The following is a 15,283-nucleotide window of genomic DNA, read 5'->3' on the forward strand; positions in this document are numbered from 1 at the left end:
CCTACTCCTCCGTTACCTGAACCGTGAGGTTAGCCTTTACTTCAGTATGCAGCTTAACTGTTGCCTGGAACGTGCCTACATGGCGGATCGAATCGCTCAGCTCAATTTTGCGCTTGTCGATGACGATGCCCTGAGTAGCTGCCAGTGTCTCGCCGATCTGCTTGCTGGTAATAGCGCCGAAGAGACGGCCGCCTTCGCCTGCTTTGGCCTTTAGAGTCAGGGTCAGCTCATCCAGCTTCTTGCCCAGCTGTACCGCTTCCTCCTTCTCCTGGTCCTTGCGGCGCTGTTCGGCTGCCGCCTGGTTCTCCAGTGTCTTCACATTACCGTCTGTAGCCGGACGAACCAGCCCGCGCGGCAGCAGGAAATTGGCTGCATAGCCCTCCGACACCTCTTTAACCTGCCCCTTCTTGCCTTGACCCTTAACATCCTTCAAGAATATGACCTTCATTCAAATAACCCCTCTTTCGCTTCAATTTCGGCCAGCACTGCGAGCAGTCTGGCTTCCGCTTCTTTGGTTGTTCCTTCAAGCTGTACAGCCGCGTTGGACAGATGTCCGCCGCCGCCCAGCTTCTCCATGACTACCTGCACATTCATCCGACCCAGAGAACGGGCGCTGATGCCGATCAGGCCGTCAGGACGTTCACTGATGACGAAGGACGCCACCACATTCGTCATACCTAGCAGCGTATCCGCCGTCTGTGCGATCAGCAGCTGCGGGATCTTCATCCCGGGCTGTGTAACCACCAGTGCTATCTGGTCATACACCATGCGCGCATGCTTGATAATCTCCGCCTTCGAGATGTACTCCTGCAGATCCTCCTTCAGCATACGCTGAATGAGAATCGTATCCGCCCCGACCCGGCGCAGGAACCCGGCGGCCTCGAAGGTCCGCGAGCCTGTATGCAGCGCGAAATGCTTCGTATCGACCGTGATCCCGGCCAGCAGCATCGTGGCCTCCAGCGGGCTGAGCTTAATCTTGTCATGAATGTACTGCAGCAGCTCCGTCACCAGCTCACAGGTCGATGACGCATACGGCTCCAGATACACGAGCACAGCGTCATTGATGAACTCCTCACCCCGGCGGTGATGGTCAACCACCACAATCCGGCTGGCAACCTGCACCAGCCTCGGCTCCATAGTCATGGAAGCCTTGTGTGTATCCACAACAATGAGCAGCGTATGCTCCGTCATCATCTGGAGAGCCTGCTCTGGCGTGATGAAGGTCTTGTAGAGCGCCTCATCCTTGCGGATCTCCTCCAACATCCGGGTAATCGAAGGATTCGGCGTCTCCATCACAATGCTGGCTTCCACATTGTACATCTGTGCCGCCTTAAGCAGGCCAATCGCCGCTCCCACCGCGTCAATATCCGGTATCCGGTGCCCCATAATCAGCACCCGGTCGCTCTCCTGCATCAGATCCCGCAGGGCGTGGGCGATTACCCGCGCCCGGACGCGGGTGCGTTTCTCGGCGGCATTGGTCTTGCCGCCGTAGAAGGAGAGCCGCTGGCCCGCCTTCACAGCGGCCTGGTCCCCGCCTCTGCCGAGCGCCATGTCCAGACTCGACTGGGCAAGCGCTCCCAGCTCACTGGCCGATTCCGAGCCGTAGGCAAGGCCTATGCTCAGCGTCATCGGCACCTTGAGGTCTGCCGTCATCTCACGGACCTCATCCAGCACCACGAACCTGCTCTCCTCCAGGGCCTGAAGGCTGCGGTGGTTCAGCAGCATCAGGTACCGCTCGGAAGACAACCTGCGCAGATATACCTCGAATTGCTTGCTCCACTCGGTAATCTCACTGGCAACCTTGGCGATTAGCGAAGTACGCTGCTGATCATCCATCCCCTGGGCGGCCTCATCCAGATTATCCATCATGACAATTCCAATCGCCAGCTTCTCTTCCTCATACCGCTCACGCAACACCACAAGCTCGGTAATATCGAATAAATACAGCAGCCGTTCGCTTGGAATCACTACAACCTCATAATAACGGTCATCCACCGTAAGCTCATGGCGCTGCTCCTTCAATACCCCTTCCTTAACCGGTTCCCGCTTGGACGGCAGATTCTGCAGAGAAGCCATAACCTCCGGCATCAGCTCCTGCATATCTTCACCCACAAGCGACTTGCGGGAGAAGATCTGGCCGGCATTCCGGTTATGCCATTCCACCGCCCGGCTCTCACTGTACAGGATAATCCCGAGCGGAAGCATGCTTACAGCCTCCCCCTCCACCCGCTTGATGCGGAAGGACAGGCCGTTGATATAATCTACAAGGTTGCGGCGGAACGACAGCTCGGCCTGCAGCATGGTGAAACACAATGTGCCGGCCAGGAAGAGACTGGCAACACCGAGGACCCAGTTATAGATACTGACTACTATAATCAGGACCAGCAGCAGTAAGAACGCCCACACGGTATGATAGCCGTGCCAGCGTCTTTGCAGAAATTTTGGCATGAGCCCTCACCCTATCGTTTCGATTTCTTCACAAGCTCCCGCAGCGGAAACGCCAGGTCCACCACACCAATAATCCAGAATCCCGGCAGAGCAATAACAGGGATTGCCAGCAGAAGAGCGATGATCTTGCTCCACTTCCGTTCATGCACCAGGAAGAAGAGGAAGCCGATGGTCTGGATCTTGAACGCAATCTGCAGCAGCGGCAGCAGATTGGCCGAGACCATTAGCATGAAGCCGCTGTCGGCACCGCCGAACAGCAGGCTGATTACGACGCCAAGCAGATAATACCAGATGAACGATCTGGCCAGTCTCCATTCCCGCGCCGGCTTCAGCTTAGGCACCGCATATTCCATACTGTTCAGAATAGGGCGGACAATGGAATGGGTAATGACCGCAATCACGAACGCACTGAGGATCAGCGTCATCGGTATCGCCTGGATCGTCAGCCAGCTCATCTGGCCAATCTGATCAGAGGAGAGGGCGATCTCGGACAGCAGCGGATTGCTTGCCCCCATACTTGCCAGCCAGTCTGCATAGGTCTTCAGAACATCATAGACGTAGTCGTACAAATTGAACTTAAGGAACGTCGTACTGATCAGCAGGATCAGCAGGAATTCAGCTAGTATAGCAACCATACCGGCAATCAGTGTAGAAATAGCTGAAGCACGCTTCTTGTACCATCGTCCCATCACAAGGGCCGGGATTAAGAAATAAGCCGCAATCAGGATATACATCGGGGTAATCAGGCCCACAATCAGCAGAACCGGTAACAGATGCAGAATGAACTGCTTGGTGTTAAGGGTCGTAAAGAGCACTATGGCCGGAATAATCATAAAGAATGTTGTAATAATTAGCAGCGGGGTTGACAGGGATAACAGCAGCAACAGATAAGCTACGCTCCAAGCCACAGATGTCCAGCGAAATTTCAACAGTATTCACCTCTTACGCATATGTTCTTCTAATGCAGATATATCCTGGTACCATTCTTCGAGCTGATGGCCCTCCTGCCTGTGCTTTCGCAGCTTCTCCAGCAGTAAATCATCCAGCTCGCGATAAGGAATACCGAGTCTGCGCCCCAAGATGTACGAGCTCATAATCAGGCTGGCCAGACTGTCGCCGACACGGGTGGTACTGCCTTCCCACAGCGCTTTGAATAACCTTGAGACTTGATCAATAACTTCCGTCTTTAACCACTCAATTACCTTGGCGCGTTTGGCCACATCCAGATCCTTCGGCACATTGGGCACTGTCTCTCTACCTCCGGCAAAAAGCATTATTCTCCATTATAGCATAAAAATTTCCGAGCCACACGGACGCCTGCCGCCCTGAATACCGCCTTCCATCTTTTAAAAAAGGCCCGCATTCCGCTTCGCCGGAAATACAGGCCTTGGTACCTTATAACGATTCGAGCGATTGCCGTGAGACAAATTTCTCGCAGTATTCAATAATCTGGCTCCGGCGTACAATGCCGATGAACCGCTTCATGTCGTCGACCACCGGTACAAAGTTCTGGACCTTGGCCAAATTAATCAGATCTTCCATATCCGCATCAATCGAGACCGCCAGATTGTTCATCCGCAGCGGGACATCCTTAAGCAGAAATTTGGAAGCATTCTCAAAGGTGACCGCGCCGCCCGACTCCTTCATATACCAGAGCAAATCACCTTCTGTAACCGTTCCCGCATATTCTCCGTTGCGGTTCAGGATCGGCACTGCTGTATAGCGGTGAAACTCCATCCGTTCCAGGGTCTGCCGCAGCGTCGAATCCATGGTAACACATGCGACCTCCTGCTTCGGAAGTAAAAAAAACGCAATGTTCATCTCTTAATCCTCCTCAAAGAATTCCGAAGGAATGCTACTTTACCTTCCTTGCACTAAAGCCCACCGTAGTTATACGTCTGCCCTCAGCAATAAGTTCCATTCCATTATAGCATGAAGACAGTAAACAGCAGCCATTAACCTTGAGGGAATGGCTGCTGTTTTTATAACGGGTCAAGAAAATCGGTTCTGATCCTTATTGTACTGCAGGTGTGGCCGAAGGCTCAAGCGCATTGCCGGCCTTGCCTGGCTCAATCAGCTGGTCAACCGGTGTGCTGGGGTTCATCCAGTTGTCGATCAGCGCCTTGGCTTTATTCAGATCCTCTTCGTTCACTATATCGTAGTAGACCCCGTCCATCCGTTTGCCTTCCCCCATCACCGTGAAGCTGGAGATATCCATGTCCTTGCCGCCCATGAACTTCTTGGCGAGACTGATGATCATCGAGGGCTGAATATCCGTTTTGAAGTTGTCGCCCATGATATCCAGCAGCTCAGGAATATTGCCGATCTGGCTGATCGATAACATTTTATTCGCTACGACATCAATAAAGACCTGTTGACGTTTGGTACGGTTGAAGTCGCTATCCTCACGGTAGCGGGTATAGTTAAGTGCCTCTTCGCCGCTATAATTCGACTTATTGGCCTTAATGGTGAATTTCTCATGGTCTTTGCCTTTGTTGACAATATCCTTCTTGATCGGGAGCGGCACACCGCCAATGGCATCGACAGCATCCTTCAGCCCCTGAAAGTTAATGGTGGCATAATATTGAATATCATGGCCGAGGAGCGCTTCCAGTGTGTCCTTGGACATTTGCTGCCCGCCGAACGCATACGCATGTGTAATTTTATCCTTCTTATTATCCTTGTATCCGATAATTTCCGTGTAGGTATCCCGGGGAACGGAGATCAGCAGAATTTTATAATCCTCCGGCCGGATCACCGCATACATCATGGTATCTGAGCGTGCGGTTTCATTCTTCCGCTGATCTGTACCAAGAAGCATCAGAGAGAACGGATCGCTTTTGAGTGCCACCGGTTCAGCCTTAACGGAAGTCGGTGTCTTGCTGGTGTTATTCTCCAGAGGCACATAGGATTCGTTTGCCAGCTTGGTCTCTACCTGATCGGACAAAAAGAGGTCGAAGGCCAGCACAGCCAGCGGCTTCTGGAACAGAAACCCTCCGGCTGCAATCACCAGTACCAGAATGAGCGCAATGTATCTTTTTTTTATTTTTTTAAGCTTATTCATCATTTTTGATTCCTTCTTTATGGTGGAATGTACATATTATGAACGTAATCTATTTACAATGGCCGCCTGGGCTTCCAAGGCAGTCATGAGTGGGCTGTTCTAGCTGCTGTACGCCGCCCTGCTTCAGATGGTATTATTCCCCCTTTCCGGGATTCGGGTCGTTCTAATTGTAGAATAAACCTGGAAAACGGCTTTGACACATAAACAATATTTCTATTGTAATCACTTCACCACTAAAAAGAAACAACAAATAACGACAACTTTGACACTTAGGCCGCTTATATTCCATAAAGTATATGACGCAGCAAACGGCGTTTTGATTCTTTTTCAGCCAAAAAAAATAAAAAAAGACAGTCTGTTCAGCCACTTAACACAGCAGATCAGACCGTCCTCTTAGCCTATTCAGTATCCTTAATCCACCAGCTCTGCGGATTGATGATATTGCTTAAAGCGTTCATTGTTACCCCCTGCAGACGCTTATTCACCGCAGTAATATCCGAGCGTTCAGCGAAAAAGATCATTGGAACCTCATCATTGATCAGCTTCTGCCATTCATAATAGATTTCCTTCCGGAAGTCCTTATCATACGCCTTCAGGCTAACCCCTTCCCGGATCAGGTCCTCACTGCGCTTCGACGTCCACCGGGGGTAATTCCACGAATCGGTAGCGCGCCATAAGCCCGAAGGATCAGGGTCGCTGGCCAGTCCCCACACGCCGTTGAACAGCTCCACTGCCGGATCATCCGACTCCACAGCTTCATAAAAGGTATTCAGCTCCTTGAGGCTTCCTCCGCTGAGCCGCACATCCAGCCCGACATCACGCCAATTCTGGAGAATGGCTGCCGTCCGGGCCTCAGCTGTCTTGCTGCCGCTCATCGCATCATAGTGAATAACGAGCTTCTTGCCGCCGGGATCTTCGCGGAGTCCATCCCCGTCTAGATCCAGATACCCGGCCTCATCCAGCAGCTGCCCAGCCTTTTCCGGAGAATAGGGATAGGTGTCGATCTCCTCATCCGCGATCTTGGCCCAGCTGGAGCTGGGGATAGGTGTCTCGATAAGCGTCCCAAGACCATAGGAATATTTATCTAGAATCCCTTGCCGGTCAAGTGCATAATACATTGCCTTACGCAGTCGTTTATCCTTGAACTTGGGATTATCCATTACCACCTGACCGTCTGTCTCATCCCAGTGTCCAAACTTGAACCCGATATATTCAAACGACATTCCTGGTGTGACCCTAATCTCTACGTTATCCAATTGCCCTGCGGCCTCATAGGCATCACGCGGCAAAGCCGCCATATCGACAGTTCCTGCTTCAAGCAGAGAGGTAATATCCTTGCTGTCGATCGCCTTATAAGTAATCCCGTCCAGAAGCGCTCCGCCCTTGTAATAATTATCGAACCGTTTCATTTCCACCGTCTGGCCCGGCACAATGCTGGTTACCATGAACGGACCCGTGCCAATTGGCCGCTTGCGCACCTGATCGCTGTCCAGCATATCCTTAACTGCCACTCCCGCGAAGTATCGCTTGTTCATCGGGTAGGCCCACAGATTATCAATCACGTTCACACGTGCTGAATTCATTGTAATGCGCAGCGTATACGGGTCCATCACCTTAAGCCCTGTAATTTCCTTAGCCTGGCCCTGGTGGTACGCTTCTGCGCCCTTGATCATCTCAACGCTATAATATCTGGAACCCGTATACTCCGGGCTGGCGATAGTCTCCAGAGCAAACTTCCAATCCTCCACGGTCAGCTCATCCCCGTTATGCCAGCGGACCCCGGGCTTAATGTTGAATGTGAACACCGTATGATCCTCGGACTCCTGCCAGCTGGCGATATTAGGAGCGGTGGACAAATCATCCTTCACAGTGAACATCGCCTCAGTGGTGAACTCCAGCACATTGGAATCATCTTCTCCTTCGAAGAATGCCGGTTCAAAGATCCCTTGAAAAGCGGACGGGTAGCCGAAGGTCACAGTCCCGCCTGTAACGGGTTCATCGGCTGTTTGGCTAAGGCGCGCCACAACATTCTTGACGGCCGGGCTTGGCCCGCTGCATGCCGACAATGCCACCAAGAGCGCAAGCGGTAGCATCAGTCTGCCGATGAGTCGGTTTGACATATATTTCTTCCCTCCCGGGTTGGATCACACAGTAATGTAAGCGGTTTCTACACTAGATTTTACTGTAATGCCTATTATGCAGATTATGGACAAATAATTATTCCACATTATAGAGGATATACAATATTCACTGTAAAGTGAAGTCTTTAATTTATTTCGGGGCAGCCCAGAACCCTTCCGATGTTGAAAAAAGCCTGCCCTAACGGGCAGACTTCAGCTATAGCAGCGCCTTAATTTTCCTCTCCCGGATGGATGATGCTCAGGCCCTCCACATGCTTTTTCCGCATCAGCTTACGCTTCTTCCGGGTCTCCTTGCTCTCAAAAATAATATCAAAATCATAATCCTCAGGATACAGCTCCTCCTTGGACAGATAAGGCTTCAGCCGCTTATGGTTAATGCTCAGCTTCTGCTTCTGAATCATCACTCCGACCCTCCCCCGGCTGTCCTTCTTCTCATAGACAATTCCAGTGCGCCCCAGAGAGCTGACATAGACAGCATCCCCTACCGCAAATTCAGGTACCGGTGTGTGTGCCTCCTGTGGTGCACCGTTTCCCTTCAGTCCTTTAGCCGTTCTATCCGCTTTTGCAGTTATTTCAGCCTCCGCTGCTTTAGCCCTCTCAGCAGCTCTGATAGCGTCCTTCCACGGGCTGTGGCCGCCTCTGTGTCCCTGCTGCTCTGTCACAAGCTGTTTGGCCCGCTCGATAACGGAATGGACAATACCCAGCTTCTCGGCGATCTGCAGCGCGTAGCTCTCTCCAGCTTCGCCAATCGTTAGCTTATACAGCGGCTGTAGCGTGTTCTTATCGAACTCCATCCGTGCATTCTCAAAGCCTGCCGTTGCCGCCGCGAAGGCCTTCAGCTCATTGAAGTGGGTCGTTACCACGATATTAGCCCCCTTCCGGTTCAACTCCTCCAGAATCGCGATGGACAGCGCGAACCCTTCACCAGGGTCTGTGCCGGCAGCCAGCTCATCAATCAGCAGCAGCACGCCTCTGCCGGCATCATAGAGCATTCCTTCAATACTCTTCATCTGTGCCGAGAAGGTGCTTAGGGACTGTGTCAGGCTCTGTCCGTCTCCGATAACGCTCATTACATTAGTGAAGACCGCGAAGTCACTGCCGGGATCAACCGGTACCAGCAGGCCGGACTGTGCCATTAATACGAGCAGACCCAGGGTTTTGAGCACAACCGTCTTGCCGCCTGTATTTGGCCCGGTCACGATCAGCGATTTATACCCCTGACCCAGCTCCAGACTGACCGGCACCATATCCTTCAGCAGGGGGTGACGGCCTCCATTCATCCTTACATAACCGCGTTCGTTCAGAGCAACCGGCCCCGCATCCATTACCCGGGCAACCTTCCCTTTGGCGAAAATAAAGTCATACATGCCCGTCACCTCAATATTAAGCCGGATAGCGGCCTGCTCCTGCTCTATCAGCCCTGTCAGCATACTCAGGATTATTCCTTCCTCGCGGGCCTCGTCAGCAGTCAGGAGCTCGATCTCTCCCTGTAACGAGGCCACCTCATCCGGCTCCACGAATACCGTCTGCCCGCTGGTGGACTGGTCCAGCACCGAGCCCCTAATTTGCTTGTGATACTCCCGTTTCACCGGAATGACATACCGCCCGCCGCGCATACTGACCAGACTTTCCTGTAAAATGGATTTGTGGCGGTTCATGATACTCTCCAGCTTCCGGTGCAGGCGCTCCTTGGCGACTGCCAGCCGTTTGCGGACCCGTTCCAGTCCTTTGCTGGCGTGGTCATCAATGACGCCCAGCCGGATACACCGTTCTATCTCGTCCCGAACCCCATTCAGCTCCTGAAGGGATGCCCCGTAAGCGGCGATGCGCGGCGCTATCTGCTCCTTCGCGGCCATGTATTTCCTGAGCTGTCCGCAGCTGTTCAGAAACAGCGAGACTGCGGTGAAATCCTGCTCATTGTACATATAGCCGGTCCCGAGCAGTGACAGCACCCATTCAATGCCCTCCAGCGAGGGAATCGGCACACTGGCTCCGCGCTCCAGCAGCTCCTTCGCTTCTTGCGCCTCCTCAAGCGCCCGGTGTATCGCCGGCAGGTAGATCATTGGCTGAAGCTCTCTGACAACCCTTCTTCCCTCATAAGATACCGCATGACGTAGCAATTCTTGCTTAATCGTCTCATATTCCAATGTGTGCAGACTTTGCAGATTCAACTTGAGTTCCTCCTTGTATACAAGTATATTTCTTATCCCAATCCACTGCGCATAACGCAAAAAGAGGGCAAAGAACCGCCACCACGGCAGTCTTCGCCCTCTTTTTGCTGCTGCTTCTCTTTGGCCTCAGAGTCCCGGCTCTTTCGGGAGGACACCTGAAAACAGAAAAAACCGTGCTGCAAGAGCACGGTTAATCACAAAGAGAACAATAGCCGGATCAAGAGGCCATCATGACGCTTCGCGTGTGTTCTTAACTAAATCATTCATTCCAGCAGCCCGCAGTCTACTCAGTCAGAGATGTCATCAGGACAGACTCCAACAAGACATGCCCCCGGCAAAATCAGAGCATGCGGCGGCTAACAGCCGGAACGATATGAAATTGCTTAGTTAAGAACGCTCACCAACATCAAAATTTCCCCTTTAGTTATAGGATACCTGTAATTTACTACACATCGAATCCGTTTGTCAATTATGGGTTATCCCATACAAAAAGCAGCCGGCTAAGCCGGCTGCTTCATAAAACGTCCTATTCTGTTGTGTAAGGCAGCAGCGCGATTTGACGCGAGCGCTTTACAGCAATAGTCAGAGCGCGTTGGTATTTTGCACTTGTACCCGTTACACGACGCGGCAAGATCTTTCCGCGTTCGCTGATGAACTTCTTAAGAAGCTCAGTGTCTTTATAATCAATGTGAGTAATCTTGTTCACAGTGAAATAGCACACTTTTTTACGCTTGTTGCGTCCACCACGACGTGCCGGTCTTTTGTCGTTGTCCGCACCTTCTCTTGGTTTGAAAGCCATGTTCAGTTCAGTCCTTCCTTATTAAAATGGCAAATCATCGTCCGATATATCGATCGGTTTTCCATCGCCCGAAAAAGGATCTTGGGTATTGTTGTTACGCGAGAAATTATTGTTGTTGCCATTTCCGCGAGCACTGTTCCCGCCGTTACCGCCGCCACCGAAGGCTGGCTCTTCAGGCATACTTCCACCACTTGATGCATTTCCGCCTTCACGGCTCTGCGCGGATTCCAGGAAACGGACATTATCGGCAATAACTTCAGTAACGTATACACGTTTGCCTTCGTTATTCTCGTAATTCCGTACTTGGATGCGTCCTTCCACGGCTGCCAGTCTTCCTTTGCGCAAATAATTGGCACAGGTCTCAGCCAGCTGTCTCCAGGTTACTACCGGGATAAAGTCCGCCTCGCGTTCACCATTCTGGCCCGTAAAGTTACGGTCTACGGCAAGCGTAAACTGTGTTACGGCAACACCAGCAGGAGTATAACGAAGTTCCGGGTCACGGGTCAACCGACCGATCAGAATGATACGGTTCAACAATTAGGTCCCCTCCTTAATAGCGCGATTCGTTACAAAGCTTGTCAATATCTTAGGCAACGTCGTTCGTAATGAGATAACGAATTACTTCGTCAGAAATCTTCATGATACGCTCAAGCTCAGTAACTACTGCAGGTTCTGCATTGAAGTTAACCAAAACAAAAACGCCATCACGATGTTTCTTGATCTCATACGCAAGACGGCGTTTACCTTGCACATCGTGCTTTGTAATTTCTCCGCCGTTGGAGATGATGCCTTGGAATTTTTCGACTGCTGCTTGAACGGCTTCTTGTTCAATGTCAGGACGAATAATGTACATGACTTCATATTTGCGCATAATTTTCACCTCCTTATGGTCTGCGGCCCCTGATCAGGTCAGGAGCAAGGAACGAGCACAAACATAGACTCGCACCAAATCAATATACCAAACCCAGCAGAGGATTGCAAGTTTTATTAATACGTACCAGATGCTGGACCCCCAAAAAATGTTGGCGGATTCCGTAAGAACCTCTGAGTAATCCCTCATCGTCAAGGCCACAATATAACAGCTTCATCATTCGATTACAGGAGGTTATTCACCAATGGGCGAACAGACGGAGTATGAAAAGGGCGACAAAGCCCCCAACCCGGGCGTTTACACCGAGGTAGGCGAAGCGCGGAGCTTCCACACGGAGATTCAGAATCCGAAGCGGATTACAATGGAGAAAGGCGACACCTTCCCGGAGACCAGCAACCAGAACCGCAAGTGGAAAAAAGTCGAGAAGGCCCGTGTCCATTAATTTCAGCAGCCAGGTATAAAACCTTGAAGGCTGCGCATACTAGACCCAGGCAGTACAAAAGAGAGGTGTGGTTCCGTTGAACGTCGCAGACGAACACGATCACAGGGATTCTGAATTCAGCAGCTATCGTACCCGGGGAGAGTGAAGCTGGCTCTGTAAAAAGGAGTAACAGCTTTGGCATTACCCAATCACAGTAGTAGCTATAGACAGAGATTTCCGAACGTCATTGATGTACTGCCTCTGGAAGAGAGACCTGCGAAGGTCTCTCTTTTTGCGTATACAGACACAAAAAAGCCCCCGTATCAGAACGGAGGTCTCATAAATTAAGAATATAATTGCTGAAGTGGCGGAGAGGGTGGGATTCGAACCCACGCACGCTTTGACACGCCTAACTGATTTCGAGTCAGCCCCCTTGGGCCTCTTGGGTACCTCTCCGCAGCAAGAATTATCATATCATGCTAATCGCACAATTGCAAGCGTTATTCATTTGCGTTTCGCTTCCTGCGCCAGCTTAATTATTCTCCGCTCCACTATCCGCTGAATGCAGGACCTTCTTCAGATTCTTTTCGAATTTGGCGCGGGGAATGAGGACACTGTGCTGACAGCCGGTGCACTTAATCCGGATATCCATCCCCATACGGATAATCTCCATCTCGTTACTTCCGCAGGGATGCTGCTTCTTCATCTGCACAATATCACCCAGCCCGAATACCTTGCGTTCCATTACTCTTCCCCCTCCTCTGCCTCTTGCGCAGCAGCTGCCTGCCTTCTTGGGCTGGCCTCTTGCTCCTCACGGGCTCTACGGGCTTCCTCTATGCGTTCCTGCTCACGGGCCGCCTCAGCCTCTCTTGCCTCCCTCTCCGCCTGCTCACGCGCCTCCTGCTCGGCCTTAGCAGCCTCCAGGGCGCTCTGCTTCTCCAGAGCATGCTTGATATCATTCTGAATCTGCCGCTCGGCAGCGTCTCTGGCATTAGGCAGGCAATTCGCCGCTATGCGGATGACATACTCTGAGGTGCTCATCGACTGGATTCCCAGAATATTAGGGTAGGCAATGACACTGGAGCTGCGTTCCTCGATGCCCTGAAGCGCCTCGCCGATCAGTGCCAGGGTGGCTTCGAGCCCGCGTTCGATTTTAACCGGAACATCTACTACAGCCAGTGCATTCGCCAGCGAATAATTCGTCACATTAACAATCGTGCCGTTAGGAATGATGTGTACCTCGCCCGTAGCACTTAACAGTCTGGTCGTCCTCAGGCCAATCATCTCTACCGTTCCCTTATAGGTTCCGCTCTGGATAACATCCCCGACTGCAAACTGGTCCTCAAAAATAATAAAGAAGCCCGTAATCACATCTTTGACCAAACTTTGTGCGCCGAACCCTATAGCCAGCCCGACTACCCCTGCTCCGGCGAGCAGCGGCTTCAGATCGAAGTTGAACTCCGACAGAACCAGCAGAATCATGGTGAAGTTACAGAAGAAGGTAACCACATTCTTCATCAGTCCGCCGACCGTGGAGAAGCGCCGGTTATTGACTAATGCCCTCCCCCTCGTCTCCCGCTCAAGCGACCGGTCAATCACATTGGAGACCACCTTGATAATCACCCGGGTCAGAATGAAAATTATGAGAATTCTGATTCCCGAAAAAAGGACCGCGGCCCACATATCAGTATTGGTGAACCAGTCCCATAATTTATCTTTGAAGCGGACGGCATCATTAACAACACCGTCAACGCCGTCGGCCGCCAGTAAGCTGTTAATCATCGAACCCCTCCTTCTCCGTTATTTCCACATACCCTGCACCCTCAACGGCCTTGGCGAAGATCCCCCGGATCTCTACGTTCTGCTCTTCGACCAGGACCCTTACCTCATCCAGCGCACTCCGGTAGAATTGGATCGACATCGCACAGCCGGCGGTGATCTCCTTGGGCGTAGGGAAGATATCGATTTCAATCTCCGCATATTCAAGCAGCATCTCGGCGCGCAGCGCCTGCTGGGTCGAATCAAACGCTAGCAGCAGTTCCTCCTCCACACTCCACGCCTCCTCTGGGCTATTGGTCCTATCTATTGCCGCCATAGTATAAAAAACCACTTCCATCCATATACTAGGATCATCAGAACACGCTCCCGCGGACGTAAGCCTTGCATAATCAGCAGCCTGGCAGCCTGACTGCTTTTTCAGCTGATTTTCCGTGATTTGCAGTCGCCGCCTCAGAAAGGACGATTATATGAATTTCTCTTCCAAAGCTCCACCGCTGCAAGAACCATCCTGTTTAAAAATATCACATGCCGACCCCAATATCTATTCTGCCATTACCCACCGTCTGCTGTTCCACTTTTCGCGCACCCGTCCGGATACGCCCATTGTCATTATCTGCGTGGGCACGGACCGCTCGACCGGCGATTCTCTTGGCCCCCTGGTCGGCACGACACTGGCCCGCTTTCACAGCCCGCTGTTCCATCTCTACGGAACGCTGGAGGAGCCGGTACATGCCATTAACCTGGAAGAGACAGTTAGCCTTGTGTACCAAAAGCATGCCAACCCGTTCATCATCGCCATTGACGCCTGCCTCGGCCAGTCCACCAGCGTCGGCTGCATTCAGGTGGTTGAAGGTCCGCTGCGTCCTGGCGCAGGGGTCAACAAGCAGCTTCCCCCCGTTGGCGATATCCATTTGACCGGCATCGTTAATGTGGGAGGATTCATGGAATATTTCGTATTGCAGAACACCAGATTAAGCCTGGTGATGCGCTTGTCGGATATTATTTCATCCAGCCTCTACTCTGCCTTGAAGCAGTGGAACCTGCATGCTAGATCTGCTGCAACGCGAGAGCAATAACTTCCTTCTCCTCCGGTGACAGAGCATACGGGGTCTCTCCCTGTTCAATCGGCTTAGCATAGATATATGAGTTCTCGCGGTTGTGCAGACTGCTCAGCACAATCCCGCTGTGGTTGTCATCCAGAATGGCAAGCGAGAAACTCAGGTCATTACCGCGTTCTCCAAAAGCATTATAGCGCTTCATGGCCACCTTCGACTTCATGCCGCGCATTTTGGTGTGTGCCGCTTCAAGCAGCGTCTTCTGCTCCAGCTGGACCTCCTCCAGCATATCCCCCTGATTCTTCAGGTTGACCAGCAGATTCTCCAGATCCTCTATGCCATTCCCGCCCATCATGGCTTCGTACCGGCTCCGCATTCTGCGAAGCCTGGCACCCTGGACGATCATCATAATGGCCATCAGTATGATTACCCCGGCAAAGCCCATGATGAACGCCGATAAATACTCGCTTATGATTTCATTTAACTCCGACATGTTGAATCATCCTTTATACAAAAATAAGAATTCCCACGCTG

General features: G+C 51.8%; 17 protein-coding genes and 1 tRNA gene. 2 read left to right on the plus strand and 16 right to left on the minus strand.

Annotation, left to right across the window (positions count from 1 at the left end):
- Position 1 precedes the first annotated feature (1 nt).
- The 11 genes from rplI to rpsF all read right to left on the minus strand — a co-directional run bounded on the left by rplI (position 2) and on the right by rpsF (position 11,494).
- Positions 2-448: a 50S ribosomal protein L9 gene (gene rplI / locus J2Z70_RS30880; RefSeq protein ID WP_036728030.1), complete on the minus strand. Its 447-nt coding sequence runs from the start codon at positions 446-448 to the stop codon at positions 2-4.
- Positions 445-2,448, minus strand: coding sequence for a DHH family phosphoesterase (locus J2Z70_RS30885; protein WP_209879273.1), 2,004 nt, complete (start codon positions 2,446-2,448; stop codon positions 445-447). Before J2Z70_RS30885 ends, rplI begins: the two co-directional genes overlap by 4 nt.
- 11 nt (positions 2,449-2,459) lie before the next feature.
- Complete coding sequence (locus J2Z70_RS30890; protein WP_036728034.1) at positions 2,460-3,377, minus strand: DUF2232 domain-containing protein; 918 nt, start codon at positions 3,375-3,377, stop codon at positions 2,460-2,462.
- Positions 3,378-3,383: 6 nt separating this feature from the next.
- Positions 3,384-3,686, minus strand: coding sequence for a MazG-like family protein (locus J2Z70_RS30895; protein WP_179090524.1), 303 nt, complete (start codon positions 3,684-3,686; stop codon positions 3,384-3,386).
- 157 nt (positions 3,687-3,843) lie between these two features.
- Positions 3,844-4,269 carry a CBS domain-containing protein gene (locus J2Z70_RS30900; RefSeq protein WP_036728036.1) on the minus strand — a complete coding sequence of 142 codons (426 nt, stop codon included), beginning with the start codon at positions 4,267-4,269 and terminating at the stop codon, positions 3,844-3,846.
- A gap of 193 nt (positions 4,270-4,462) precedes the next feature.
- On the minus strand, positions 4,463-5,515 hold the full coding sequence (locus tag J2Z70_RS30905; protein ID WP_209879276.1) for an LCP family protein: 1,053 nt from the start codon (positions 5,513-5,515) through the stop codon (positions 4,463-4,465).
- A 395-nt stretch (positions 5,516-5,910) separates the two neighbouring features.
- On the minus strand, positions 5,911-7,632 hold the full coding sequence (gene opp4A, locus J2Z70_RS30910; RefSeq protein WP_209879279.1) for an oligopeptide ABC transporter substrate-binding protein: 1,722 nt from the start codon (positions 7,630-7,632) through the stop codon (positions 5,911-5,913).
- 230 nt (positions 7,633-7,862) lie between these two features.
- Entirely contained in the window at positions 7,863-9,824 is a 1,962-nt protein-coding gene (locus J2Z70_RS30915; RefSeq protein ID WP_209879282.1) for an endonuclease MutS2, read from the minus strand.
- A gap of 526 nt (positions 9,825-10,350) precedes the next feature.
- Positions 10,351-10,623: a 30S ribosomal protein S18 gene (gene rpsR, locus J2Z70_RS30920; protein WP_036699837.1), complete on the minus strand. Its 273-nt coding sequence runs from the start codon at positions 10,621-10,623 to the stop codon at positions 10,351-10,353.
- A 21-nt stretch (positions 10,624-10,644) separates the two neighbouring features.
- Positions 10,645-11,160, minus strand: coding sequence for a single-stranded DNA-binding protein (gene ssb / locus J2Z70_RS30925; RefSeq protein ID WP_036728041.1), 516 nt, complete (start codon positions 11,158-11,160; stop codon positions 10,645-10,647).
- Between the two features lie 49 nt (positions 11,161-11,209).
- Entirely contained in the window at positions 11,210-11,494 is a 285-nt protein-coding gene (rpsF, locus tag J2Z70_RS30930) for a 30S ribosomal protein S6 (protein WP_036728042.1), read from the minus strand.
- 244 nt (positions 11,495-11,738) lie between these two features.
- Here rpsF and J2Z70_RS30935 point away from each other — a divergent pair, with 244 nt between their 5' ends.
- Positions 11,739-11,936 (plus strand): YjzC family protein, encoded by a 198-nt coding sequence (locus tag J2Z70_RS30935; RefSeq protein WP_036728044.1) that lies wholly within the window; start codon positions 11,739-11,741, stop codon positions 11,934-11,936.
- 344 nt (positions 11,937-12,280) lie between these two features.
- Here J2Z70_RS30935 and J2Z70_RS30940 read toward each other — a convergent pair.
- The 4 genes from J2Z70_RS30940 to J2Z70_RS30955 all read right to left on the minus strand — a co-directional run bounded on the left by J2Z70_RS30940 (position 12,281) and on the right by J2Z70_RS30955 (position 13,965).
- Positions 12,281-12,371: transfer RNA gene (locus J2Z70_RS30940), tRNA-Ser, on the minus strand.
- A gap of 76 nt (positions 12,372-12,447) precedes the next feature.
- Positions 12,448-12,660, minus strand: coding sequence for a DUF951 domain-containing protein (locus J2Z70_RS30945; protein ID WP_036728045.1), 213 nt, complete (start codon positions 12,658-12,660; stop codon positions 12,448-12,450).
- Positions 12,660-13,697 (minus strand): mechanosensitive ion channel family protein, encoded by a 1,038-nt coding sequence (locus J2Z70_RS30950; protein ID WP_209879285.1) that lies wholly within the window; start codon positions 13,695-13,697, stop codon positions 12,660-12,662. Before J2Z70_RS30950 ends, J2Z70_RS30945 begins: the two co-directional genes overlap by 1 nt.
- A complete protein-coding gene (locus J2Z70_RS30955) occupies positions 13,690-13,965 on the minus strand; it encodes a putative Se/S carrier protein (RefSeq protein ID WP_036728049.1) in 276 nt (91 codons plus the stop codon). Before J2Z70_RS30955 ends, J2Z70_RS30950 begins: the two co-directional genes overlap by 8 nt.
- Positions 13,966-14,161: 196 nt before the next feature.
- On the opposite strand from J2Z70_RS30955, the gene yyaC reads away from it, so the two are divergent.
- Positions 14,162-14,770 carry a spore protease YyaC gene (gene yyaC / locus J2Z70_RS30960; protein WP_036728050.1) on the plus strand — a complete coding sequence of 203 codons (609 nt, stop codon included), beginning with the start codon at positions 14,162-14,164 and terminating at the stop codon, positions 14,768-14,770.
- Here yyaC and J2Z70_RS30965 read toward each other — a convergent pair.
- Positions 14,742-15,242: a DUF4446 family protein gene (locus tag J2Z70_RS30965; protein WP_209879288.1), complete on the minus strand. Its 501-nt coding sequence runs from the start codon at positions 15,240-15,242 to the stop codon at positions 14,742-14,744. The genes yyaC and J2Z70_RS30965 overlap by 29 nt on opposite strands.
- Positions 15,243-15,283: the final 41 nt, after the last annotated feature.

It is taken from the genome of Paenibacillus silagei (assembly GCF_017874735.1).
Taxonomy (GTDB): domain Bacteria; phylum Bacillota; class Bacilli; order Paenibacillales; family Paenibacillaceae; genus Paenibacillus_AQ; species Paenibacillus_AQ silagei.

What these genes read in the sequence shown, in the direction of transcription:
- rpsR (WP_036699837.1), bottom strand. Translation starts at nt 10,623, where the DNA reads ATGGCTTTCAAACCAAGAGAAGGTGCGGACAACGACAAAAGACCGGCA.
- J2Z70_RS30885 (WP_209879273.1), bottom strand. Translation starts at nt 2,448, where the DNA reads ATGCCAAAATTTCTGCAAAGACGCTGGCACGGCTATCATACCGTGTGG.
- J2Z70_RS30905 (WP_209879276.1), bottom strand. Translation starts at nt 5,515, where the DNA reads ATGATGAATAAGCTTAAAAAAATAAAAAAAAGATACATTGCGCTCATT.
- J2Z70_RS30945 (WP_036728045.1), bottom strand. Translation starts at nt 12,660, where the DNA reads ATGGAACGCAAGGTATTCGGGCTGGGTGATATTGTGCAGATGAAGAAG.
- J2Z70_RS30935 (WP_036728044.1), top strand. Translation starts at nt 11,739, where the DNA reads ATGGGCGAACAGACGGAGTATGAAAAGGGCGACAAAGCCCCCAACCCG.
- opp4A (WP_209879279.1), bottom strand. Translation starts at nt 7,632, where the DNA reads ATGTCAAACCGACTCATCGGCAGACTGATGCTACCGCTTGCGCTCTTG.
- J2Z70_RS30965 (WP_209879288.1), bottom strand. Translation starts at nt 15,242, where the DNA reads ATGTCGGAGTTAAATGAAATCATAAGCGAGTATTTATCGGCGTTCATC.
- J2Z70_RS30900 (WP_036728036.1), bottom strand. Translation starts at nt 4,269, where the DNA reads ATGAACATTGCGTTTTTTTTACTTCCGAAGCAGGAGGTCGCATGTGTT.
- yyaC (WP_036728050.1), top strand. Translation starts at nt 14,162, where the DNA reads ATGAATTTCTCTTCCAAAGCTCCACCGCTGCAAGAACCATCCTGTTTA.
- rplI (WP_036728030.1), bottom strand. Translation starts at nt 448, where the DNA reads ATGAAGGTCATATTCTTGAAGGATGTTAAGGGTCAAGGCAAGAAGGGG.
- rpsF (WP_036728042.1), bottom strand. Translation starts at nt 11,494, where the DNA reads ATGCGCAAATATGAAGTCATGTACATTATTCGTCCTGACATTGAACAA.
- J2Z70_RS30950 (WP_209879285.1), bottom strand. Translation starts at nt 13,697, where the DNA reads ATGATTAACAGCTTACTGGCGGCCGACGGCGTTGACGGTGTTGTTAAT.